The sequence below is a fragment of the uncultured Caldilinea sp. genome (assembly GCF_937128415.1).
GTDB lineage: Bacteria > Chloroflexota > Anaerolineae > Caldilineales > Caldilineaceae > Caldilinea.
In genome coordinates this window covers 1-23,705 of record NZ_CAKZMJ010000097.1, presented here as the reverse complement: position 1 = coordinate 23,705, position 23,705 = coordinate 1, and the positions used below count along the sequence as shown (strand labels likewise).

The window sequence follows — 23,705 nt, the reverse complement described above, 5'->3', positions numbered from 1 at the left end:
GAAGAGGACGTTCTCCTCAGCGAGCCAATACACTGCTCCTTTAAGGTGTTGACAGACTTATTGCCCTCGAATCACCGATTCGATGTGCCCATAGAAGCCGAAGAAACCGGTGATGAATGCAGCCAGCGCCATCACAGCCAGCACGACGGCGCCTGCATAGGCCAGCTTCTGTCGATTGGATTCACTGGCGTACACGTAGGGCAGGATGCCGATGCTGGCCAAGCCGGCGGCCAACCAGAGGACAAAGGTCATCGGCGGGTTGCGCGTGAGGTTGAACTCCAGCACGGCGCGCGCGCCCTGAATCAGATACAAGCCGAGCAGCACCGAAGGCCAGGCCAAGGCGTGCAGCCCCAGGCCGGTGTAGAGGAAAAAGCCTGCGCTCAGCAACATGAAGGCGAACAACCCCGTCGTCACGCCGAAGAGCTCCGTATAATGGCCCGCAGGAAAACCGGCCCAGTCGGACCAGATTAACTGAACAAAGCCGCCTAACGAAAAGAGGCCGATGATAAAGAACAGAGCGCCGAACTGTTTGCGGATTTCCGGCGTCTCCTTGCCGCGGGCGACGTACAGCAGGTACACGGCGCCGGTGACGCCCGCAGCCGCAACCAGGCCCAGGATCAAGATCAGGGGATTGTGGGAACTTAGACCGGTCATCTCTCTCCTCCTAAGATTTCTAAAGTTTCAAAGCCGTTTATAACTGTGTCTCCTAGTGGAGACACAATCATTATGACGCAATTTTCAAAAAATGGAAGAGAGAGTTTTGACCTCTGTTCGGAGGGCGTGTGTCCCGCCTAAAAAGGTCTTTTATCACGCCCGCAACCGGGACGTCTGTCACAGATCGCAGGACGATCATTATAGAGAACGTTCGAGGAGTCTAGAAAGGCCAGGATATAATTCATGTGCTGCACCTATTCTCCCCAAAACGACTTCCGCAACACAGCGTAATTGATCTCGCCTGCGCTGAAGGTGCGGCCACTCTTCAGGTTGTTGATATGCAGTACGGCCGGCGAGTGCAGGTCGAGCGGAATCTGATAGAAGTCGCGACCGGCCTCCTCGTAGATTTCCACGAAGGGGCGACCATATGCACGCGAAGCGACAGAGACCACCTTGTCGATAACCGCAGCGATGGCCTCGTCTTCGGCGTCGACGTAAAGCGTGGAGACGCCGCCGTAGAGCAGCGAGTCGTTGATGCGCCCCATGGCGATCACTTCGTCGCGGATGAGCGGCGGAATGACGCCGAAGCCGTACGCATGGCGCACCGTCTTCACATTGAAGCCTTCTTCGGCCAGCCGATGCAACGATTGCTCGACGATGCGCGCCGCCACCTGAATGGCGCAGACCAGGCTGGAGTTGGGCGCCACCAGGATGTAGAGATTTTCCGGCCTGAGCCTGCACGCCGCTGCGATCGTCGTCGCCCAATCGTCGGTCACCGGCTCGGCGGTCTGAATGGCGATGACGCCTTCCTCGGCCTGATCGCGATAGTCGATCAGGTCAAAGTAGTGGTCGGGGTTGTCGCGGTTGAGCGCCCGCGCCGGCCCGGCCAGGATCGGCGCGCCTTCCCGCGCACCCTCGAGCCGCCAGCCGGCGATCTGCGACGCGATGCAGGCCAGTTGCGGATGGTCGATCATCACGCGCACGGCGGAGAGCACGCGCGCACCGATGGGAAACGGCTCGTAGCTCACCTCCGCCAGCCCGCCGAGCGTGATCAGCGTGTAATATTTGCCCGCCACCCAACCGCCTGGCGCCTTCTGCCCCATGTCGATCACCGTCGCGCCGCACGCCAGTCGCTCGACGAACACGCCGAGCGGCTCCGGCGCTTCCAAAATCCGACGCACAATCTTCATCGCTTCCCGATTGACGCTAATCATGCTCATCATGGTCATCCTTATTGATCGCGGTTCTTACTTCGGCCCCGCCTCCACCACGCCCAGTCCGCCGTCCACCGGAATCAGTGCGCCGGTGATGTAGCTCGCCGCGTCCGAAGCCAGAAAGGCCACGACACTGGCGATCTCCTCCGGCTGACCAAAGCGTTCGAAGGGAATGTATTTCGTGAAATTTTCTTCACCCAGCGCCGCAATGCCGTCGCGCAGCGCCTTGGTGTAGATCAGCCCCGGCGCCACTGCATTGACGCGAATATGGTGACGCGCCAGGTCGAGCGCCAGGGCGCGCGTCAACGACTCGAGCGCGCCTTTGGTGGCCGCGTACAGCGTGCGGTTGGGGATGGTCTGGCGCGCCAGGATGGAGCTGATGAAGAGAATGCTGCCGCCGACGCCCGCCGCAATCATCTGCTGCGCGGCGAGCTGACTCATGAGATACGGCCCGCGCACGTTGGCCCCGAACATGAGGTCGAAGTCGCCGAGCGTGGCGTCGAGAAAATAGGAGCGGTTGATGGCCGAGGCATTGTGCACGAGCACGCGCACCGGCCCCCATTGCGCGGCGACGGCCTCCATCATGCGCCGCACGTCACTTTCGTCGCCGGCGTCGCCCTGCACGACCATCGCCTGGCCGTCGGCTGCTGCAATCTCGGCGGCCACCTGCTCGGCGCCCGCCCGATCTTCGCGGTAGTTGACGACGACGCGCGCGCCGCTGCGGGCGAAGAGCTTCGCCGTCGCTGCGCCGATGCCGCGCGAGGCGCCGGTGATGAGCACGGTGTGATCGGTGAAGTCAAAAGCGTAATTCCCCATAATCAAGCGACCTTCAATTCATTTGCGTAAAGCAGAGCCTGCGGCTGCGAGCCGCAGCGACGGCGCTCCTTCCTCCCCCTCTCCCAGCCTTGGGAGAGGGGGCCAGGGGGTGAGGGGCCCACCGCCTGCGAGCCGCAGCTACGATGAATCCGACGCCTTCCTCTCCCCCTCTCCCAGCCTTGGGAGAGGGGGCAGGGGGCGAGGGCCCACCGCCTGCGAGCCGCAGCTACGGTAAATCCGACGCATTTGCGCAGACGCTCTCCAACCGCTCCTGCACGTCCTGCAAAAACGCCGCCGCAGCTGCGCCGTCGATGAAGCGATGGTCGAAGGCAAGGCTGAACCACGCCATCGGCCGTTGGGTGAGCTGTCCGTTCACGACCGCAAGCTGGTCGCGCATTCTCCCGACCAGCAGAATGGCGCCCTCCGGCGGGCGCGGCAGCGGAAAGCCGCCGTCGATGCCGTACATGCCCAGGTTGCTGACGGTGAACGTTCCGCCCTCGATGTCGGGGAGCTTCAGCTTGCCGGCGCGAGCGCGCGTCGCCAGGTCGTTGGCGGCGGCCTCCAGCTCATCGAGCGACTTCTGATCGGCGTCGCGGATCACCGTCACCACCAGGCCGTCGGGCGTGGCCACGGCCATGCCGAGGTTAACGGCCTCGAAGGTGACGACGGCGTTCTCCACCAGCTCGGCGTTGAGCAAAGGATGACTCGGCAGCGCACGCGCCACGGCCGCCATGATGTAGGTGTTGACCGAGCGGCGCCGATCGCCGGCCGCCGCCCGCGCCGCCTGGACGGCGGAAAGGTCCATTTCCCGCGTCACCTGGCTGAGCGCAGCGCGGCGCACCGACTCCTCCATGCTCTGCACCATCATCCGCCGCACGCGGGTGAGAGGCGTTCGCTGTCTAACGGGAATTCCCCGGTGAATGTCGTTCGTCATATGCGTGTACTCCGTACACCAATAGCGTGGAGATGGAAGGCTGCATGGACGTTGGACGACGCCTCATTCTCCCGCTCTCCTGCACCCTTACCCCTCACTCCGAATGCGCGCCGCTTCCTCTTCGCTCTCTGCGATCAGGGCCAACACCCTGCCCACTTCGACCGTCTCGCCAGCCTGCACCAGAATTCTGGCCAGGATGCCTGACGCCGGCGCAGGAAGCTCGTTGGTGATCTTGTCGGTCTCCACGTCGGCGATGATTTCGTCCGCCGCAACGGCGTCCCCTTCCTGCTTGCGCCACTCGGAGACCGTGCCTTCCTCCATCGTCAATCCCCATTTGGGAAGAATCACTTCGACGGCCATGCTTCTCGGTTCCTTGTTGAATCAGTTTTAGGCGTGTTGCGTGTTTCGTGACAATTCACGCAATACGCATCACGCAATACGCAACACGAGCCATGGAACACGCACCACGCAACACGCTCTACTTCATCACGCTGCGAATCCCCGCAATCACCTGCTCCTTGCCGGGTAGGATGATCTTCTCCAACGCCAGCGAGAAAGGGATCGGCGCATCCAGGCCGGCGACGCGCACGACCGGCGCTTTGAGGTTGTAGAAACACTCTTCGCCGATGACGGCGCTCAGTTCCGAGGCCAGCCCGCCGATCTTGGGCGCTTCGTTGACGACGACGGCGCGTCCGGTCTTGCGCACCGACTCCAGCACCGTCTCGGCGTCGTAGGGGCGGATGGTGCGCAGGTCGATCACTTCGACGCTGACGCCCTCTTGCTCCAGTTCGGCCGCGGCGGCCAGCGCCTCGTGCACCATCTTCATCGTGGCGACGATGGTGACGTCCTTCCCTTCGCGCACGACTGCGGCCTTGCGCAACGGCGTTGTGTAATAGCCTTCCGGCACCTCGCCCTTGATGCGATAGAGCGCCTTGTGCTCCAGAAAAAGGATCGGGTTGTCATTCTCGATCGAGGCCAGCAGCAGGCCCTTGGCGTCGGCGGGCGTCGAAGGGGCGACGATCACAAGGCCCGGCACGTTGAGGAACCATCCTTCGACCGACTGCGAATGATGGGGGCCGCCGCCGAAACCGCCCCCACATGCGGTGCGCACGACAATCGGCGCTTTGAACTGGCCGTCGAACATGTAGTGCATCTTGGCGGCGTTGTTGACCAACTGGTCATAACACTCGCCGAGAAAGTCGGCGAACATGATCTCGGCCACCGGTCGAAAGCCCATCATCGCCGAGCCGACCGCCGTGCCGATGATGGCGGCCTCGGACAGCGGCGTATCGCGCACGCGCGCCTCGCCGTATTTGGCCCACAGCCCGCGCGTGACGCCAAAGTCGCCGCCCATCTCTCCGATGTCTTCGCCGATCAGATAGACGTTGGGGTCGCGCTCCATCGCAAGGTCCAGCGCCTCGTTGAGCGCCTGGACGAAGGTGCGCGTACGCACAGTAGTTTGCGTCATAGACACCGCCTCATGATTACACTGGCTACCATCCAACATACACATCCGCCGTCGCCTTGGCCGGGTCGGGCGGCGGGCTGGATTTGGCGAACTCGATCCATTCTTCGATCTGCGCCTTCGCCTCCGCCTCGATGCGGTCGAGGTCTGCAGCGCTCAGGCTGCCCCGCTCCAAAATCTTCCGCCGCGCCAACTTGATCGGGTCGCGCTCCTCTTTCCAGTAGCGCACCTCTTCGGGCGGCCGAAATTCACCGGAGAAGATGCCTTGCCAGCGCCAGGTTTTGAACTCCAGGAAATAGGGGCCTTTGCCGGCGCGGATATGCTCGACCGCCTTTTGCACAGCCTCGTAGGCCGCCTCGATGTCGTTGCCGTCCACCTGCTCGCAAGGAAAGCCGTAGCCGCGCGCCAGATCGACGATGTCCGCCGAGGCGTGCGCCTTGCCGACCGGCGTCGAGATGGCGTAGCCGTTGTTGACGCAGGCGTAGAGCACCGGCAGCTTCCAGATCGCCGCCATGTTCAGGCTCTCGTGGAACTCGCCGCGGCCGACCGTGCCGTCGCCGATGATGCAGCAGGCGACGTTCGGCTGCCCGCGCATCTGAAAGGCCAGGGCCACGCCCAACACCGTCGCCATGTAGGAGCCTTCGACCGCGTTGTCGCCGAAGTTGCCGACCTTCGGGTTGGCGCTGTGCAGGCTGCCCCCTTTGCCGCTGCAAACGCCGGTGGCGCGACCAAAAAGTTCGGCCATGATGCGCTCGCCGTCGCCCTGGTGCTTTTCCTCCGCCAATGCGTTGATGCCGTGGCAGCGATGGTCGGGGAAAAATGCATCGGTGGCCTGGAGATGCGCAGCCAGCGCCGCCTGCGTCGCTTCCTGTCCTACGCCGGTGTGCAACATGCCGGGCACGTTGCCTTTCTTGAACTCGCGCTCCAGGCCGAATTCAAAGGCGCGGATCAGCCACATGTCGCGGTAAAGGTCAACCAGCGTTTCGATGTCTAATGCCATAAGGTGCACTCCCCATCTCGATCATGTCCAATCTCCCCCTTTCAGGTGAAGAGGAGAGAAACTACAGATTTTGCAGCGCGCGCCAGACTTTCTCCGGCGTGAGCGGCAGGTCGCGAATGCGCACGCCGACTGCGTCGTAGACGGCATTGGCGACCGCCGGCGCGACGCCGTCCATGGGAATCTCGGCCACCGCCTTGGCGCCGTACGGGCCGCTCGGCTCGTAGGTCGGCACGAGGATGGCCTCGATCTCAGGCACTTCGTTGGCCTGGAAGATGCGATAGTCGCCAAAGCGCGTCGTGAGCACGCAGCCCTGCTCGTCATAGGCCATCTCCTCGCTGACGGCGTAGCCCAACGCCTGCACCAACCCGCCTTCGATCTGTCCCTGCGCAGTGCGGGGATTGATGGCCGTGCCGCAGTCCACCGCCATCACCAGCTTGGTCACCGTCACCTGGCCAGTCTGCGTGTCCACCTCGACCTCGGCGTACTGGGCGCCGAAAGGAGGCGGCGAATGCAGCGACATGTGCGAGGCGGTCGCCATGATCTGCTTCTGGTCGGCGACATGCAGGCTGTTCAGCGCAATGTCGGCGAGCGTCACGCTGCGGCCATCCGGCGCAACAACGCAGCGGTCGCGCAGGTGCAGTCCTTCGGTCGTCTCCAGCTTCAACATCATCTTTGCTCGCTCCAGAATCTGCTCGCGCACCTGTTCGGCCGCTTTTTTGACCGCGCCGCCGGAGATGTACGTCGTCGAGGAGGCGTATGCGCCGGTGTCGAAGGGCGTGAAGTCGGTGTCCGAGGAGTAGATGATGATGTCGTTAAGCGGAACGCCCAGCGTCTCGGCGGCGATCTGCGCCAGCACCGTGTCGGAGCCGGTGCCCAGGTCCGTGCCGCCGACAAGCACGTTGAAGCTGCCGTCGTCGTTCATCTTGACGCTGGCCGCGCCCATGTCCAGGCCGGGGATGGCGGTGCCGTGCATGCAGACGGCCATGCCCAACCCGCGGCGGATGTACGGTCGCTTCGGGTCGACGCGCCAGGCCGGGTCGCCGCGGCGATCCCAGGCGATGGCGGCTGCGCCCTGCGTCACGCACTGCTCCAGCCCGCAGCTCTGCACGATCTGTGGCTGTCGGCCGGCCTCGCCTTCGCCCAAGGCTGCGGTGATCGGGATCGGATCTCCGGAGCGCACGGCGTTCTTAAGGCGGAACTCCACCGGGTCCAGATTCAACGCCTCGGCGATCTCCTCCATCAGGCTTTCGAGCGCAAATTCGCCCTGCGGCGCGCCGTAGCCGCGGAAGGCGCCGGGCGTGGGAATGTTGGTGTAGACGACCTGGGCGTCGAAGCGCAGGTTGTTGCAACGATAGGTCGCCAGCCCGCGCAGCCCGGCCACGCTGCAGACGGTCAGCCCGTGCGTGCCATAGGCGCCCGTGTTGGAGACCGTGTGCATGTCGAGCGCATGCAACGTCCCATCGCGCATGACGCCGGCGCGGAAGGTGATCACCATCGGGTGGCGAGAGCGCGCGCTGGTGAACTCCTGTGCGCGCGTGTATTCAAAGCGCACCGGACGGCCGGTGGCGATGGTGAGGTGTGCGCAGAGGTCTTCGATCAGCATCTCCTGCTTGCCGCCGAAGCCGCCGCCGATGCGCGGCTTGATCACACGGATGCGCTTGACCGGCAGCCCGATCAACGGCGCGATCATGCGGCGCACATGGAAAGGCACCTGCGTGCTCGTGCGGATCACCAACCGCTCGTCCTCGTCCCAGTAGGTGACGACGACATGCGGCTCGATCGACGCCTGCTGCACCTGATGCACGCGATAGGTGCGCTCAAAGACATAGTCGGACTCGGCCAGCGCCTTTTCCACGTCGCCGACCGCTGCATGAATTTTGACGGCGATGTTGTGTTCGGCGTCGGCGATGCCTACGGCGTCCGGCTCATCGTGGATGATCGGCGCGCCGGGCTTCATCGTCTCCAGCGGGTCGAAGACCGCCGGCAGCACTTCATACTCGACCTCAATCAGCTTGAGCGCCTCCCGGGCGATCTCCGGCGTTTCGGCGGCGACGACGGCGACGCGATCGCCCACATGGCGCACCTTGCTGTCGAGCGAGACCTGATCCCACGGGTGCGGGTTCGGCCAGCTCTGCCCGCCGGACGCGTAAATAACGCGCGGCACATCCTGATAGGTCAACACGGCGTGAACCCCCGGCAGCGCGCGCGCTTTGGAGGCGTCGATGCGCTTGATGCGGGCGTGGGCGTGCGGGCTGGTGAGCATGGCCGCATGCAACATGCCGGGTAGATCAAAATCATCGGCGAAGGCGGGCTTGCCCTTGACCAGCTTGACGGCGTCCACCTTCACCTCCGGCTTGCCCACCACCTCGGTGGCGCCCTGGAGGTCTACGGTGGGGAAGGTGAAGAGGGCGACTTTGGGCTGGGTGAGCACGTTGTCGCCGGGGCCGGGCAGGTCGGGCTCCATGGGCCGACGCACGGCGTCAAAGAAGCCTTCGAGCGGAACGCCGCCCGCTGCATCGATGGGCGGAACGGCCTCCCCGCGCAAGATGGCGGCTGCGCGCTGCACCGCCTCGACCGGCTTGACGTAGCCGGTGCAGCGACAAAGCACGCCGCCCAGCGCGTCGCGAATCTCCGCTTCGGTGGGCGTAGGTGTCCTGGAGAGCAGCTCTTTAGCGGCCAGCACCATCGCCGGCGTGCAATAGCCGCACTGGATGGCGCCCGTCTCGGCGAACGCCTGCTGGATGGGATGCAACGGCGCGCCGGGGCCGCGGTCGAGCGCCTCCACCGTCTCAAGGGCGTGGCCGTCCGCCTGAGCCGCCAGCATCACGCAGGTCGGCGTCAGTTTGCCGTCGAGCAGCACGGAGCAGGCGCCGCACTCGCCGGTCTCACAGCCGTGTTTGACGCTCCACACGCCGTTGCGGCGCAACACGGAAAGCAAGGTTTCGCCCGGCTCGCACGCAAGGGTGCGCGAGACGCCGTTCAACGTCAGATGAATGTTCATGCGCTCCTCCTTTGCGGAATGGCGTTCTCCAGCGCGCGTCGCGTCAACACGCCGGCCATGGCGCGACGGTATTCGGCGCTTCCGCGATAGTCGCCCACCGGCGCAGACTGTGCAACCACAGCCTCGACCAGCGCATCGATCGCTGCGTTCAGGGATGCATCGCTGAGCTTCGTTTCGGCGACGATCGGCTGCGGCGCTGCGCCGGCGACCGCTATGCGCGCCTGCCGGGCGTCCACCACAGCGACCGCAGCCACGATCGCCCGATCCATGGGCGTGCGCGCCACACGCGCCAACGCGCCATGTGGCGCAGCTTCCAGGTCAATGGCGACCTCGACCAGCAATGCACCAGGGGCCGAGTGATAGTTGCGCAAGGGAAGTTGCTCCGCCCCTGCAGCGGATTGAACGGTCGCCGTTGCGTTCAGGGCCAGGAGCGCAAGCAGCAGCTCCGGCGGGCCCTCCGCTGCACCTTCGACGGCCCCGGCCAGCGTCGCCAAGTTGCGCAGCGTTCGCGGGGCGGCCAGCTCGGCGGATTGCTGAAGGATGCCGTCGGCCACCGCAGCGACTGCGGCGTTGTCCACCAGCGTCTGCAGCGGCGTGTTGGCGCCGAGGCGCAGCGTCGTCGGCTCGCGGCTGATGTACACCCAGGGCAACGCCTGTAGATCGACGACGGTCGGCGTCGGTGGAAAGACTTCATCCGGCATGCGCGGCTGAGGAATCAACGGCGCCGCTTGCCCGGCGGCCTGGCTCAACAGCGCCAACGCCTGTTCCGGCGTCGGCGGACGTTGATACGCTTGAATGTGTGCAGGCATAGGACCTCCCTTTCTGATAGGTTGGAGAATTGGGGCATCGATGCAGAACAATGCCCGGAAGCGCTGTCGTTGAACACGAGGAGCTCTTCCTCTGTCCACGTTGACTTACGGGAAACGTTTGCTCCAACCTATTTTACCTTATAGATGTTGCGCAGTTTGGTGAAACCTTCTCGTAGAATGCAACCTCGCATTCCCCCAAGACCTGCGGCCCGTTGCGAACGTGCGGCTGGGAGCCGCACCTACTATCATCATTAAAACGTGCGGCCGGATGCCGCATCTACAAATTGAAGCTTTCTGAAAGGTCGTATTCCACAGCCACGAGAAAACTCGCAACCATGTAACCCCTGTTTGTCGAAACGTTTACCGGGACGCTATTAAAGTAGCATATTCGAGACCTGCTGTCAAGCGCCGCTTAAAAATTTTAAGTAGGGCTCAAATCCTCTTGACTTCTCAAAGTGCGCATTGTACACTCTGAATATGCCCACGAGAGAACAAATCAACCATTTGGCTCCAGGCAACGGTGAACAGCCCGACTCCTTTGGGAGCCGCATTCGGGCGCGACGTAGGGAGCTGGGATTAAGCCTGGAGGAGCTGGCGCAGCGCACCGGGTTGACCGCCAGCTTTCTGAGCCTGGTCGAGCGCGACATGAGCAATCCCTCGCTGGAGTCGTTGCGCCACATCGCCGAGGCGTTGGGCGTTCCGCCCTTCTATTTTTCGCAGGAGGCCGAGCCGGCGCCGCCGACGCTGCAGAACCCGGTCGTGCGCGCCGATCAGCGCATCAAGATCACCTTCCCTCCAGGCGACGTCACCAGTGAGCTGCTTGTGCCCAACCTGCGCAATCGGCTAGAGGTCTTCATCACGCACGTGAAGCCTTCGGCGGGCAACATTGCGCGGCCGCCTCCATTGGAGACGGAGGAATGCCTTTTCGTGCTCAAGGGGAAGGTGCGCGTGGTGCTCAACGAGCAGGAGTACGTGCTGAGCGAAGGCGACAGCATCTACATTCATGGTCGGCTGCTGCGTGAGATCAGCGCCGTCGAGGAAGAGACGATCTTTCTGTCCGCCATCACCCCGCCAATTTTTTGAAAGAGATCTTTTTCAGGAGGATGGAATGCCTTTTCGCTTCACCGCCGCGCAACCGCCTGCGCCGACGCGACGCCCTATCCGGCGCATTCTGCATGGCGATGTGCGCATCGACGACTATCACTGGCTGCGCAATCGCGAGGACCCGCAGGTGATCGCCTATCTCGAGGCGGAGAACGCCTACGCCGCCGAGGTGATGCGCGACGCCGAGCCGTTGCAAGAGGCTCTCTTTCAGGAAATGCGCGGGCGCATCCAGGAGACCGACAGCACGGCGCCGGTTCAGGACGGCGGCTACTGGTACTATCGACGCACTGTGGCCGGGCTGGACTATCCGATTTACTGTCGTCGCGCCCACAGCCTGGAGGGAGAAGAGGAGATTTTGCTGGACGTCAACGAACTGGCGGCAGGCCATGCGTTCTGCGAAGTCGGCGAATTCGCCGTCAGCCCGGACCACTCCCTGCTCGCCTACGCGCTGGACCGCAAAGGCGACGAAGCGTTCACGATCTTCGTCAAGGATCTGCGCACCGGCGAGCTGTTGCCCGATCGGATCGAAGGCGCCTATTACGGGTTGGAATGGGGCAACGACAACGCCACGATCTTCTATACGACGCTCGACCACGCTCACCGCCCGGACGCGCTCTGGCGCCATCGCCTCGGCAGCGCGCAGGCGAACGACGTCCTGCTCTGGCGCGAGCCGGATGAGCGCTTCTTCGTCAACCTCTATAAGACGCGCAGCAGACGCTTCATCGTCTTACACCTGCACAGCAATATGACGAGCGAGGCGCGCGTGCTCGACGCCGATGCGCCCGATGCTTCGCTGCGCCTGATCGAACCGCGGCGACGCGGTCACGAGTACTTTGTCGAACATCGCGGAGACCGCTTCTATGTGCTGAGCAACGATGGCGCTCAAGACTTTCGCGTGCTGACTGCGCCTGTGGAGACGCCCGACATGGCCGCCTGGCGCGAGCTGATTCCCGAGACGCCCGGCGTTTGGATCGAGCGCATCGAACTTTTCCAGGATCATCTGGCGCTCTTCGAGTGGGCCAACGGCGGCAAGCGCGTGCGCGTGGTGCAGCTTGCGCCGGCGCAGCCAGAAGTGGTGGACGCCCACGTCGTCGCCTTCGGCGAGGAGAGCTACGCCGTCGATCCTGATGAAAATCCGATCTTTGACACGACCGTGCTGCGCCTGCGCTACTCTTCTCTCAAGACGCCTGAGACCATCTACGCCTATGACATGGCGCAGCGCACCCTGCAGATGCTCAAACAGGAGGAGATCAAAGGCTACGATCCCGACGCATACGAGACGCAGCGCTTGTGGGCGACTGCTCCCGACGGCGAACAGGTTCCGATCTCGCTCGTTCACCGCAAAGGGATTGCCCTGGACGGCGGTCATCCCTGTCTCCTTTACGGCTATGGCGCCTACGGCGCAAGCAGCGAACCTTCTTTCCGCGCCAACCGGCTGAGCCTGCTCGAACGCGGTTTTCTGTTTGCGATCGCCCATGTGCGCGGCGGCAGCGAGAAAGGCCGCGCCTGGTATCTCAACGGCAAGTTGCTGCACAAGAAAAACACCTTCACCGATTTTATCGCCGCCGCCGAAACGCTGATCGCCCAAGGCTACACCTCTCCAGAACGGCTGACGATCCTGGGACGCAGCGCCGGCGGCCTGCTGATGGGCGCCGTTGTGAACATGCGGCCCGACCTCTTCGCCGGCGTCATCGCTGAAGTCCCGTTCGTCGACGTCCTCAACACCATGCTCGACCCCACGCTCCCTTTGACCGTCATCGAGTATGAAGAATGGGGCGATCCGGCCGATCCGGAGTATTATGCATATATGCGCACGTATTCGCCGTATGACAACATCGAACCGAAAGCCTATCCTCCCATTTTGGCGACGGCCGGCCTCAACGATCCGCGGGTTTCATACTGGGAGCCTGCCAAATTTGTGGCGAAATTGCGCTGCATCAAAACCGACGATAACGTTGCGCTGCTGAAGACGAATATGGCGGCGGGGCATGGCGGCGCCTCTGGACGATACGAGGCTCTGCGCGAAACGGCCTTTGAGTACGCGTTCCTGCTCAAAGTCGTCGGGCTGGTCTGATCGCAAAGCGGTGGACAGGCGCGTATGCGTATTGCGATTGATCTGTTTTTTCTTGTTATCTTGCTGCTCGCCAACGGTTTCCTTGCGATGGCCGAAATGTCGATCGTCTCCTCTCGCCCTTCGCGCTTGCAGGCGATGGCCGCCGCCGGCAAGCCGGGCGCCGCCACCGCGCTGAAGCTGCTCCAAAATCCAGGGGACTTTCTCTCCACCGTGCAGATCGGCATCACGCTGATCGGCATCTTCGCAGGCGCCTTCGGCGGCGCCACGCTCGCCACACCGCTCGCCGATCAGTTGCGACGAGTTGGATTCCTGGCGCCTTATGCAACGCAGATCGCCATCTTCGCCGTCGTGCTCGCCACCACCTATCTGGCGCTGGTGGTGGCGGAGCTGACCCCGAAACGCCTTGCCCTCAGCAGGCCGGAGACGATCGCCTGCCTGGTTGCGCCGGTGTTAGACAGTCTCTCCAGGCCGGCGCGGCCGCTGGTCTCGCTGCTCGACCGCTCCAGCGGCGCGCTCTCGCGTCTGTTCGGCGTGCGCAGCGACAACGCCCCCGCCGTCACCGACGATGAAGTGCGCGTTCTTTTGCGACAAGGGGCGCAGCTAGGCGTCTTTAAGCCGATCGAAGAGGAGATCGTCGCCCAGCTCTTTCGTCTGAGCGATCGGCGCGCCAGCGCCATCATGACCCCGCGCACCGAAATCGTCTGGATCGACGTCAACCAAAGCCCAGAGGAAATTCGCAACCTCATCGTCTCCTCACCCCATTCGCGCTTCCCGCTGGCGGAGGACTCGCTGGACCACGTGATCGGCGTTGTGTACGCGCGCGATCTGCTCGTGCAACGTCTGACCGCCGAAAGCATCGACTTGCGCAGCCTGGCGAAACCCGCCCTCTTCGTGCCGGAAAACATGTCGGCGCTCGATTTGGTCGAACAAATGCGCAAAAAACGCACGCCCGTCGCCCTCATCATCAACGAGTACGGCGGCGTGGAAGGGTTGGTGACCATCACGGACGTCGTCGAGGCGATCCTCGGCGCCATCGAGGAAGCCAGAATGGACGAAGAGCCGGACATCGTGCCGCGCGAGGACGGTTCCTGGCTCGTCAACGGCCTGTGGTCGGTCGACGCCTTTCAAGAGCATTTTGGCCTGTCCCACCTGCCGCTGCGCGAGGAGCTTGACTATCAGACGGTCGGCGGCATGGTGATGGCGCTCCTGGGCGAGATTCCCACGATTGGAAGCCAGGTGCAAATCGACGGCTACCGCATCGAAGTGGTCGATATGGATGGCCGCCGCGTCGATAAAGTGTTGGTGAAGAGGATGAGCGAGGAGGAATAGGAGAGAAGAGGCGATGGTTGCGCTGAAACAAGCCATCCTTGAAGCGGAGCGGCGCATCCGCCCCTATGTGCGGCGGACCCCGCTTGATGAATCGATTGCGCTCAGCGAGATGGGCGGCGATCGGGTTTTTCTTAAGCTGGAGAATCTGCAATACACCGGCTCTTTCAAACTGCGCGGGGCGACCAACAAGCTGCTGAGCCTTTCGCCGGAAACGTTGGCGCGCGGCGTAGTGGCCGCCTCCTCCGGCAACCATGGCGCAGCCGTCGCCTATGCGCTGCGGCGATTGGAAGCGAAAGGCGTCGTCTTCGTCCCGGAGTGCGCAGCGGCGACGAAAGTCGAAGCCATTCAACGCTACGGCGCGGAGGTGCGACGCTGGGGCATGGACAGCGTCGAAGCCGAGCAACAAGCCCGCACCTTCGCCGCCCAAAGCGGACGAGCCTATATTTCACCGTACAATGACTGGGAGATCGTGGCGGGCCAAGGCACGATCGGGCTTGAAGTGCTCGAGGAGCTTCCCGACGTGGAGACCCTCTACGTCACCGTGGGCGGCGGCGGGTTGATCGGCGGGATCGCAGGTTACATCAAAGCCCTGGACGCAGGAAGATCGGTGCGCATCGTCGGCTGTCTGCCCGCCCACTCGCCGGTGATGTACGAATCGGTGCGCGCCGGCCGCATCGTGCAGATGGAGTCGCTGCCGACTTTGTCGGACGGCAGCGCCGGCGGCATTGAGGAAGACGCCATCACCTTCGCGCTCTGCCAGCGGCTGGTCGACGACTGGATGCTGGTGACGGAGGCTGAAATCGCAGACGCCGTGCGCCTGATCGCCAGAACGCATCATCTGATGGTCGAAGGCGCAGCCGGCGTCGCCGTCGCCGCCTACCTGAAAGATGCGCAGCGCGGGCGGGGACGGAACGTCGCCATCGTGCTCTGCGGCGCCAACATCGACCTCGACGTCCTGAAAACGATCTTATGAGCGAACGTCCTTGCGGACACTCCGGCGATTCTCGTAGCTGCGGCTCTCAGCCGCAGTTTACAGCCATGCCACGCCCGAGACGATGATCTACGTAAGCGCCTTTTACGACGCCGGTGCGGCCCCCAGCCGCACATTCTTAACAGGTCACAGGGTTTGGACGCCCACAAATTTTAGAAGAATTTATGAATTTTCATGGAGTTTCCCGATGTTGCCGGAAGAAGTGCTGGCACGGCGCAACAACCTGCCGCTCAAACCCGCTGCGGTGACGCTCGTCGGCCGCTTCGTGCGGCTGGAGCCGCTTTCCCGATCGCATGCGCCTGCCCTTCACCGCCATTCCGACGGCTCACCCATCGAGCTGGCGGGGCGAAGCTTCCCCGCCTATGACCCGGACGAGCTGATCTGGCGCTATCTGTTCGTCGGCCCGTTTGCGGACTTCGCCGGCTTCGAGCGCTACATCGACGAGTTGATCTGCGGCGCCGACCGCCTGGCGCTCTGCGTGATCGACCAGGCGAGCGACCAGCCCGTCGGCGTCGTCAACCTGATGAGCAACGCGCCCATGCATTTGCGCATCGAGCTGGGCGGCATCTGGTTCAGCCCGGTCGTGCAACGCACGCAGGCGAACCTGGAGAGCGCCTACCTGATGCTCGGCCATTGCTTTGCGCTCGGCTATCGTCGCGTCGAATGGAAGTGCGACAGCCGCAACGAACGCTCGCGGCGGGCGGCGCTGCGCATCGGCTTCACCTTCGAGGGCGTCCAGGAGCAGCACATGATCGTCAAAGGGCGGAGCCGAGACACCGCCTGGTTCCGCATGTTAGACTATGAGTGGCCCACCGTTAAAGCGCGATTGGAGGCGATGTTGTATGGGCGATGCTGAACACATTTCATCTGTGGAAAAACTTTGCGGCTACGAGCCGGCCGATCGGGAGCACTACGAGCGCATTCTCAGCTGCTATCAGTCCGGCCAGGCGCCGTGGGATCACGCCGATCCGCCGCCGGAGGTGCTCGTCTATGCGCCGACTTTGCCGGTCGGTCGCGCCCTCGACCTGGGATGCGGCTTTGGCCGCGGGGCGCTGTTTCTGGCGAGGCTCGGCTGGGAAGTGGACGCCATTGACTTCATCCCTCTGGCCATCGAGGAGGCGCAGCGACGCGCGCAGCAGGCCGGCCTCGCCGAGAAGATCCATTTTCACCTGGCGCCGGTCGAGCAGCTCGACTTTCTCGAAGGCCCCTACGATTTCGCGCTCGACGTCGGCTGTGCGCATGCCTTCACGCCGCAGCAACTGCGCCGTTATCATGCAGGGTTGGTGCGCCTGCTGCGCCCCGGCGCCGTCTTCCTCTGGTTCGCCCATCTCAACGAGGAGGACGCAACGCCGGAGCGCCGGCGCTGGCTCGACGAAGCGCAGATGCGCGCGATCTTCGCTGCAGGCTTCACCCTGGAGCGGGTCGAATATGGTCAGACGCAGGTGGGCGACCAGCCGCCTTGGCGCTCAGCCTGGTTCTGGCTTCGCCGCGTCGAAAACGACGAATTCCACACCGGCGACGCATGACGGATTTTCTCTCCATCACCGAGACGCCGGGCGCTTTGCTCAACCGTGAACAGCTCGGCCGCATGGCGCTGCGCTATAGCCTGGCGGCCGAGCTGGCGGGTGGCCGTCGCGTGCTGGAGGTGGCGTGCGGCGCCGGCGTCGGTCTGGGGCTGCTGCGCGGCGTCGCCCGTTCGCTGGCGGCGTGCGACTATTCGACGGCGGCGCTGGCGCTGGCGCAACAGTCGACGGGAGCGCAGGTTCTCCTGGCCGCCGCCGACGCCCAGCATCTACCATATGCAGCGGGCGCTTTCGACCTGATCGTCTCCTTCGAGGCCATCTACTACCTGCCGCAGCCCGCCGCGTTCCTGAGCGAATGTCATCGCCTGTTGGCGACGGGAGGCCGGCTGCTGCTCTCCACCAGCAATCCGGAATGGCCTTTTTTTGCGCCGGGCGCGCTCAGCGTCCACTATCCGACGGCGCCGGAGCTGGCGCGCCTGTTGCAGGAGGCCGGGTTTCAAAGCGTGGCGTTGTACGGCTCATTGCCGGTCGATCGCATGCTCTCGCCATGGGGCGCAGCGCGGGCGCGCGTGCGCCGTCTGCTGCTCGGCGTCGGCGTCTTCCGCAGCGACAACCTGTTGACGCGGGCGCTGAAGCGCCTCGGCTACGGGACGCTCACCCCGCTGCCGCCCTTGTTGCCCGCTTCGATGCGCCTGGCCGACCCTTTCCACGAATTGACTCCGCTTCAGGCCGACCAACCTGACCGACGTCACCGGGTGCTGTTCGCCCTTGCAGAAAAGTGAGCGGCGCTTCCTACGCAAGCGGGCTCGGCGCAACCGTGCTGTCGAGCAACACCTCCCGCTCGAAGGCGCGTCGCATCAGATCGAGGGCATTGCGTTGCGTGTCCCAGATCTCCACCGCCGGGTACTCGTCCGCAATCAACGTCAGCCGCAGGGTCGAGGCACTCCAGCTCACGACGACGTCATCGACGGCCGAGGAGCGCCCTCGCTCCAGGTACTCGGCCAGGCGCAGGATTGCGGCCAGGCGCCACAGGAGCAGGTCGTCGCCGGGCAGCATGAGAGGAGCGCACTCTCCCAGGTCCGGCGTTCCCCTGCGATGATAGCGGGTCAACAGCCCGATCAACGCAATTTCACGCGGGGTGAAGCCGGGCAAACCGTTGGTGACGATCAGGGTCTGGGAGTGCACGTCGTGGTTTTCATACGCAATGATGGCGCCGATGTCGTGCAGCAGGGCGGCGGCGTCCAGCAGCTCGCGTTCGGGTGCGCCGTAGCCATGCAGCGGCGTCAGCTGCTCGAAGACGCGGCCGGCGAGAAAGCGCACATGGTTGGCGTGCTTCTTTTGATAGTGATAGATGCGCGCCAGGTTAAGCACGCCGAAGCTGCGGATGTCGGCGATGATCGGTTCGTCCCAGTGCCGCCAGAAGTGCTCGAAGAAGAGCCCCTCGCGCAGGCCGTTGACCGAGACCGTCAGCGCGCGCACCCCCATCACTTGCATGATGGCGCGCGCCACCAGCGCGCCGGGCAGGATAATGTCGGCGCGGTCGCTGCGCAGGCCGGGCAGCTTGATGCGTTTGGCCAGAGGAAGGGTGCGCAGTTGTTCGATCAGCTGCTCGAGCGCCGTCAGAGAAAGTGTGTAGCCGTGCAGCGTGGTCAGCGGATAGCCGCAGCGCCGCGCGTCCATGCGCGCCAGGTTGCGAATGGCGCCGCCGAGCGCCACCAGCTCGCCGGGAAGCTCATGCAGCCATTTCACTTCGTGGAGTGTGCGCTGAATCTCTCGCTCCAGCGCTTTCAGCTCGCCGTCACCGATCGGGTCGCTGCGCACGAAGCGTTCGGTCAAGGCCAGACAGCCAAGCGGCCCGGACCACCCTTGCACATAGCGGCGATCCGCCACCTGGCTGATCTGCACGCTGCCGCCGCCGATGTCGACTACGGCGCCGTTGCGCAGCGCCACATCGTTGAGCGCGCCGATCGCTCCGTAATAGGCTTCACGCTCGCCGTCGAGGATGCGCAGGTCGAGACCCAGTTCCTGCCGGACGCGTTCGACGAAGGCGCGGCCATTGGCGGCGTCGCGCACGGCGCTGGTGGCGGTGGCGATGATTTCATCGACGTAGGTGCTGTCGCAAAAGCGCTTGAAAAGGCGCAGCGTCACGAAGGCGCGATTCATCGCCTCTTCGCTCAACCCCTGCGCGTCCATCCCCTGGCGCAGCCGCACCACCTCGCGAATTTCATCTTCAAGCCGGTAGCGATAGCCGGGCACGGCGTTCATGACAATCAGCCGCGCCGTGTTGGAGCCCAGATCAATGACGGCGATTCGTTGCGAGTCCGGCATAGCTCTCCCCTTTCCATGGCGCCGGTTGGAGACGAAACTCAGATTCTTGTTTTTTCGGGATCGAAATAAACGGTGTAAATTCAACGACCGCCAGACATAGGCGTATTCGATGGGATGCAAGCCTTCCCTCCGAACAAAAAGCGCAGAGCAAAAGACGATCAATAAGCGGACAACGCCGCCGTCTTTTTCAAGTACAATAAGAGAGATGGCTGAAACAATCGCTATTCTACTCCCTCCAAAAACTCGCCCTAGAGACGCTGGGAACACGGGAGCTCTTTATAAGCGTCTGCGCATCCTGCGTCTCGGCGGTGAAACAGCCTTTCAGCTTTGGAATGCCCATGGACGCCATACGGGATGAACCTAGCACGACCTTCCTCATTCATCGTTGCCTGCAGGGCGAAATGGACGCCTGGTCGCTGCTTGTGGAGCGCTACGCCAGACTGGTGCGCTCTGTGCCGGTGCGTTATGGGCTGACGGCCGACGAAGTCGATGACGTCGCCCAGGAAGTGTTTCTGGCGCTGGCGCAAAGCCTGCACGAGATCGAAGACCCGGAGCGGCTCTCCGGCTGGCTGGCGACCACCACGCGTCGTTTCACCTGGCGCGCACTCCAACGCCGACGCCGCGAACAGCCCATCGAGCATCCTGACGACGCAGACCCGCCCGCCTCGACCGATCCGAGCTCCGTCTCTAGTTTCGCGCTAGAGGAGCTGCTGAGCGGCTGGTCTCGCCAGGAGGCGCTGGCGCAGGCGCTTCGCCATCTGCCGACGCGTTGTCAGGAACTCCTTCATTTGCTCTTCCTGGATGAACGCCAACCCGACTATGACGAGATCAGCAAGCGTCTGGATATTCCCAAAGGCAGCATCGGCCCAACGCGCAACCGCTGCCTGCAACGTCTGCGCACTCTTCTGGAAGGGATAGGGATCACCCATCCTTTCTGAAATTCCAAGACGTCTCGCTTAGAGGCTATCGCTTTGCACACTTTGTGTCAAAAATTTCATGTATCATACGAATTGCCTACGAACACTAAATAGATGGAAGGCGATTGAATGGACATTTCGCCAACCCGCAAACAGACCCAGGATGCATCGACGCAAAAAAGGAAGCAAAAGGACGCGTGCACATGAGTGAACATATTGCCCTAGACGATCTGTACGCCCTGGCGTTCGATGGCGCAACATCTCCTGAGGCAGTTCAACATCTAGCCGCCTGTGCACACTGTCGGCAAGAGCTGGCTACCTTGCGGGGTCTGGCGAGCGAGCTAGAAATCGCCCGGCGCAGCGCGCCCGATTCGGCGGCCCTCGACGCCTATCGGGCGCTGTTCAAACACGTGCAGGCGCAACCATCCCCGCTGCAGCGCGTCCTCGAGCGAATCCGCGCAGCGCTGACCTGGGACAGTCGCCTCCAGCCAACGCTCCAGGGCATGCGCGGATTTGAGCAAAACAGCTATCGTCAAGTCTATTGGGCCGGAGACATCGAGATCGAACTGATGGTGGAGCGCACAGGCCGGCTGCGCCGCGTGGAAGGCGAAGTGCTCAGCGAGCCGATGGAATCCAGCCCGACGTTGCTCGAGTTGATCGACCCCGGCGGCGCCGTCCTCCATGCGGTGGAATTTGAAGATCGCTTCCATTTGGAGCGGGTCGCGCCCGGCCCCTATCGGGCAGTCATCACGCGCCCCGATGGCGCCATCGTCGAGATCGATCCGCTGGAGATTGCGTAGATGGCGCTGTCGCTTGACGAGGCCCTTGCGCTGGCCGGGCTTCCCAGTGCGGAAGCGCTGGCGCAACTACAGAATGCCGGTCGCCTCCAGGCGGAGGCAGTCGGCCAACTTGCCCGTCACTGCCTGGAAATCGCAGCGGACGACCCTCCAAACGCCTTGCGTCTCCTGGAGCTGGCGCAGGCGGTGCATCGAGAGACGGGCGCTGTTGACGCTGTGACGCCGTGGCTTCACTATGCGCAGGCGAGACTCAACGTCCTGGCCGGCGATCTCGACGCCGCCGAGACAAATCTGCTGGCCGCGCGCGAAGCGTGGGAGACGTCAGGCGAATCTTTCCTGCAAGCGCGCAGCAGCCTCGGCCTGACGCAGGTGCTGACCATGCAGGGGCGCTTCGCCGACGCAGAAACGGCAATTCTGACGGCCATCCAGACGCTGGACGCCCTGGCGATGGACGAAATCGAGGCACGTCTGGTGCGCTTCGCCGCCCGTCAAAATCTGGCCACGGTGCTTTCCTATCAGGAGCGCCACCGCGAGGCGCTGGAGGTGCTGCACGCCCTCCGAGCTGAAGTGGAGTCCGCGCTGGCCGCGAGCGCCGACGCCGATCTTCGGCTTCATCTAACGGCGTTGCTCGGTGAAACCGGCGTCGATCTCGCTCTCTGCTACGGCTATCTCGACCGCCCCCAGGAGGCAATCGCCGTGCTGCAGAGCGCCATCGAACAGTTGACGGCGGCGGGCGCCTCCATCGAGCGCGGGCGCGCATACACCAATTTGGGGCACCTTTACACGCGCACCGGGCAGTGGGCCAGTGCGCTGGCTGCGTTCGAGGCTGCCCTGGGCGACCTGGTCGGAGACGCGGAGCCCGATCAACAGCCAGAACGCTGGCGGCTCGCCGACGTCCTCTTTCTAGAGCAGGGGCTCGCCCATCTCTCACTCAACCTGCTGCCTGAAGCCGCCGCCGATCTGGCGCGCGCCGCTGCACTGTTTGAGCAAACCGGCAAACGGTATGAGCTGGCGCAGGCGCATTATTACCGGGGATTGCTGGCGCTGCGCGAGGAGGCGCTCGATGCGGCGCGTGCTGCGCTCTCTGCGGCGGCGGAGATTTTCGACAGCCTCGCCAATCGCTACTGGCTCAACCGCGTGCGTATTGCACAGGCGCATGCCGCGCTGCTGGAAGGCTTGGAAGCAGACGCGGCGGCGACGCTCGACGCACTGGTGCGAGAGGCAAGCCTCCCTGACCAGGCGCGGGCGCTGACATGGGACGTGCTCGCGCGCTGTGAAGCGGCGCTGTTGTCCTGTCGCCTCGCCCTGCGTCGCAACGAGGTCGATGCGGCAAACGAGCAACTTTCTCTGGCTGAACGATGGCTGGCGGAGGCCGCGGCGCCCGCCGAGCCGGCGCTCCTCTACCCGCACCTTGCGCTGCAAATTCTGCACGCGCGCGGCTTGCTGGCGCGCCGCGGAGGCGATCTTGTTGCTGCGCGTCGCTTCTTTCAGCAGGCGGTGGAAACGGTGGAGCGGCAGCGCGCCCTGCTGCCCCTTGAAGAATTTCGCACAGCCTTTCTCGACGACAAGGCGACCCTCTACGCCGATCTGACGCTCGCCCTGCTCGATGAGCCGGCGCCAACGGAGCAGGCGCTGGCGGATGCGTTCGCCGTCATCGAACGCGCCCGTGCACGCGTGCTCCTGGAGCGCCTCTTGAGCGCTGTTGAAGCCCACGCAGCGGGCCAGCAGGAAATGGCCGCCGCCGAACGTAGCGCCGCCCTTCGTCAACAGCTCACCTGGCTCTACAATCAACTCCTGAGCGACAATCCCGATAGCCGCGGCGCCGGCCAACGCCTCTCCGAAACCATTCGCCAACACGAAGCAACGTTAGCGCAAATCGAGCGACGTCTTGCCGCCGAATTGGTCGAGGTTGAACCCGAACCGTTGAGCGCGCTGCAGGCGGCGCTCGAGCCGTGCGAGCAGGCGCTCATCTACTACAAAGCCGGCGATGAGTGGATGGCCTTTGTCGTCGACCGCAGATCGGCGCAGATCGTGCGTCGCCTGTGCAGACACGCCTCCCTTGACGCAGCTCTGGCGGACCTTCGCTTCCAACTGGGTCGCATTGAGATCGGCGCCGATTACCTGACGCGCCATCACGAACGCTTGCTGCGCGGAGCAGGGACGGCCCTTCAGCGCGTTTATGCGCTGCTCGTTGCGCCGCTCGTCCATCTGCTGGAGGCCGAACGTCTGCTGATCATTCCATACGGAGACCTGCACCTGACGCCCTTTCATGCGCTTTGGGACGGCAAGCGCTATCTTTTGGAGCGCTTTGAAGTGTCCTATGCACCGAGCGCCAGCGTCGAAGTGCAGCGTCGGCGGCGCAACGAAAGCAATGGCTTCCATTCGCTCGCCGGCTTTGCGCTGCGCGAGCCGTCGATCCCGCAGACCGAGAACGAAGTGCAATCGGCCGCTCGTTATTTCGAGGAAGCCCGCGTGTTCATCGATGCTGAGGCCACGTTAAGCCAACTTCAAAACGCCGCCGCCTGCGATGTATTGCATTTTGCCACGCATGGGCTGTTCCGCCCCGACAACCCTTTCTTTTCGGCGCTGAAACTGGCGGACGGTTGGCTCGATGTTCGCACGATTTACCGGTTGCCGCTGCGGGCGAGGCTGGTGGTCTTGAGCGCCTGCCAGAGCGGCGCCGTACGCGTGCAGGGGGCGGATGAGGCGATCGGCCTCGTGCGCGGTTTTCTCGGCGCCGGCGTCTCCA

20 protein-coding genes are annotated in these 23,705 nt (G+C 63.7%); 10 read left to right on the top strand and 10 right to left on the bottom strand.

The features are described 5' to 3' along the window. Window positions 1-57: 57 nt before the first annotated feature. The 9 genes from Q0367_RS19200 to Q0367_RS19160 form a co-directional block, all read right to left on the bottom strand. The gene (locus Q0367_RS19200) at window positions 58-654 is read right to left on the bottom strand and encodes a DUF981 domain-containing protein (protein WP_298984210.1); all 597 of its coding nucleotides are present in this window, start codon (window positions 652-654) and stop codon (window positions 58-60) included. 254 nt (window positions 655-908) lie between these two features. Then, window positions 909-1,877, bottom strand: coding sequence for a methenyltetrahydromethanopterin cyclohydrolase (gene mch, locus Q0367_RS19195; RefSeq protein ID WP_298984208.1), 969 nt, complete (start codon window positions 1,875-1,877; stop codon window positions 909-911). A gap of 24 nt (window positions 1,878-1,901) precedes the next feature. Further along, window positions 1,902-2,684 (bottom strand): SDR family NAD(P)-dependent oxidoreductase, encoded by a 783-nt coding sequence (locus Q0367_RS19190; protein ID WP_298984206.1) that lies wholly within the window; start codon window positions 2,682-2,684, stop codon window positions 1,902-1,904. A gap of 226 nt (window positions 2,685-2,910) precedes the next feature. Then, window positions 2,911-3,618: a 2-oxo acid dehydrogenase subunit E2 gene (locus tag Q0367_RS19185; protein WP_298984205.1), complete on the bottom strand. Its 708-nt coding sequence runs from the start codon at window positions 3,616-3,618 to the stop codon at window positions 2,911-2,913. 87 nt (window positions 3,619-3,705) lie between these two features. Next, the gene (locus Q0367_RS19180; RefSeq protein ID WP_297640250.1) at window positions 3,706-3,978 is read right to left on the bottom strand and encodes a lipoyl domain-containing protein; all 273 of its coding nucleotides are present in this window, start codon (window positions 3,976-3,978) and stop codon (window positions 3,706-3,708) included. Between the two features lie 118 nt (window positions 3,979-4,096). After that, the gene (locus Q0367_RS19175; protein ID WP_298984203.1) at window positions 4,097-5,086 is read right to left on the bottom strand and encodes an alpha-ketoacid dehydrogenase subunit beta; all 990 of its coding nucleotides are present in this window, start codon (window positions 5,084-5,086) and stop codon (window positions 4,097-4,099) included. A 25-nt stretch (window positions 5,087-5,111) separates the two neighbouring features. Then, entirely contained in the window at window positions 5,112-6,083 is a 972-nt protein-coding gene (locus tag Q0367_RS19170) for a thiamine pyrophosphate-dependent dehydrogenase E1 component subunit alpha (RefSeq protein ID WP_298984201.1), read from the bottom strand. 61 nt (window positions 6,084-6,144) lie between these two features. Then, window positions 6,145-9,084 carry a molybdopterin cofactor-binding domain-containing protein gene (locus Q0367_RS19165; protein WP_298984199.1) on the bottom strand — a complete coding sequence of 980 codons (2,940 nt, stop codon included), beginning with the start codon at window positions 9,082-9,084 and terminating at the stop codon, window positions 6,145-6,147. Continuing rightward, on the bottom strand, window positions 9,081-9,893 hold the full coding sequence (locus Q0367_RS19160; protein WP_298984198.1) for an FAD binding domain-containing protein: 813 nt from the start codon (window positions 9,891-9,893) through the stop codon (window positions 9,081-9,083). Before Q0367_RS19160 ends, Q0367_RS19165 begins: the two co-directional genes overlap by 4 nt. A 504-nt stretch (window positions 9,894-10,397) precedes the next feature. Here Q0367_RS19160 and Q0367_RS19155 point away from each other — a divergent pair. From Q0367_RS19155 to Q0367_RS19125, 7 genes are all read left to right on the top strand, one after another. After that, window positions 10,398-10,976 (top strand): helix-turn-helix domain-containing protein, encoded by a 579-nt coding sequence (locus tag Q0367_RS19155; protein ID WP_298984197.1) that lies wholly within the window; start codon window positions 10,398-10,400, stop codon window positions 10,974-10,976. Window positions 10,977-11,001: 25 nt separating this feature from the next. Continuing rightward, a complete protein-coding gene (locus tag Q0367_RS19150) occupies window positions 11,002-13,071 on the top strand; it encodes a S9 family peptidase (protein WP_298984195.1) in 2,070 nt (689 codons plus the stop codon). Between the two features lie 24 nt (window positions 13,072-13,095). Further along, entirely contained in the window at window positions 13,096-14,400 is a 1,305-nt protein-coding gene (locus tag Q0367_RS19145) for a hemolysin family protein (RefSeq protein ID WP_298984193.1), read from the top strand. 13 nt (window positions 14,401-14,413) lie between these two features. Beyond that, a complete protein-coding gene (locus tag Q0367_RS19140) occupies window positions 14,414-15,373 on the top strand; it encodes a threonine/serine dehydratase (protein ID WP_298984191.1) in 960 nt (319 codons plus the stop codon). Window positions 15,374-15,578: 205 nt separating this feature from the next. Beyond that, window positions 15,579-16,247 carry a GNAT family N-acetyltransferase gene (locus Q0367_RS19135; protein ID WP_297640258.1) on the top strand — a complete coding sequence of 223 codons (669 nt, stop codon included), beginning with the start codon at window positions 15,579-15,581 and terminating at the stop codon, window positions 16,245-16,247. Then, window positions 16,234-16,917: a cyclopropane-fatty-acyl-phospholipid synthase family protein gene (locus Q0367_RS19130; protein WP_298984189.1), complete on the top strand. Its 684-nt coding sequence runs from the start codon at window positions 16,234-16,236 to the stop codon at window positions 16,915-16,917. The genes Q0367_RS19135 and Q0367_RS19130 overlap by 14 nt, the downstream gene beginning before the upstream one ends. Then, on the top strand, window positions 16,914-17,696 hold the full coding sequence (locus Q0367_RS19125; protein WP_298984187.1) for a class I SAM-dependent methyltransferase: 783 nt from the start codon (window positions 16,914-16,916) through the stop codon (window positions 17,694-17,696). The genes Q0367_RS19130 and Q0367_RS19125 overlap by 4 nt, the downstream gene beginning before the upstream one ends. 10 nt (window positions 17,697-17,706) lie before the next feature. Here the strand turns inward: Q0367_RS19125 and Q0367_RS19120 are convergent, their stop codons facing one another. Beyond that, entirely contained in the window at window positions 17,707-19,242 is a 1,536-nt protein-coding gene (locus Q0367_RS19120; RefSeq protein WP_297640261.1) for a Ppx/GppA phosphatase family protein, read from the bottom strand. Between the two features lie 338 nt (window positions 19,243-19,580). On the opposite strand from Q0367_RS19120, the gene Q0367_RS19115 reads away from it, so the two are divergent. The 3 genes from Q0367_RS19115 to Q0367_RS19105 form a co-directional block, all read left to right on the top strand. After that, complete coding sequence (locus tag Q0367_RS19115) at window positions 19,581-20,180, top strand: RNA polymerase sigma factor (protein ID WP_298984185.1); 600 nt, start codon at window positions 19,581-19,583, stop codon at window positions 20,178-20,180. Window positions 20,181-20,362: 182 nt separating this feature from the next. Next, complete coding sequence (locus Q0367_RS19110) at window positions 20,363-20,959, top strand: hypothetical protein (protein WP_298984183.1); 597 nt, start codon at window positions 20,363-20,365, stop codon at window positions 20,957-20,959. After that, window positions 20,960-23,705 (top strand): CHAT domain-containing protein (locus Q0367_RS19105; RefSeq protein ID WP_298984181.1); only part of this gene is annotated, 2,746 nt, incomplete at its 3' end. It lies immediately after the preceding gene.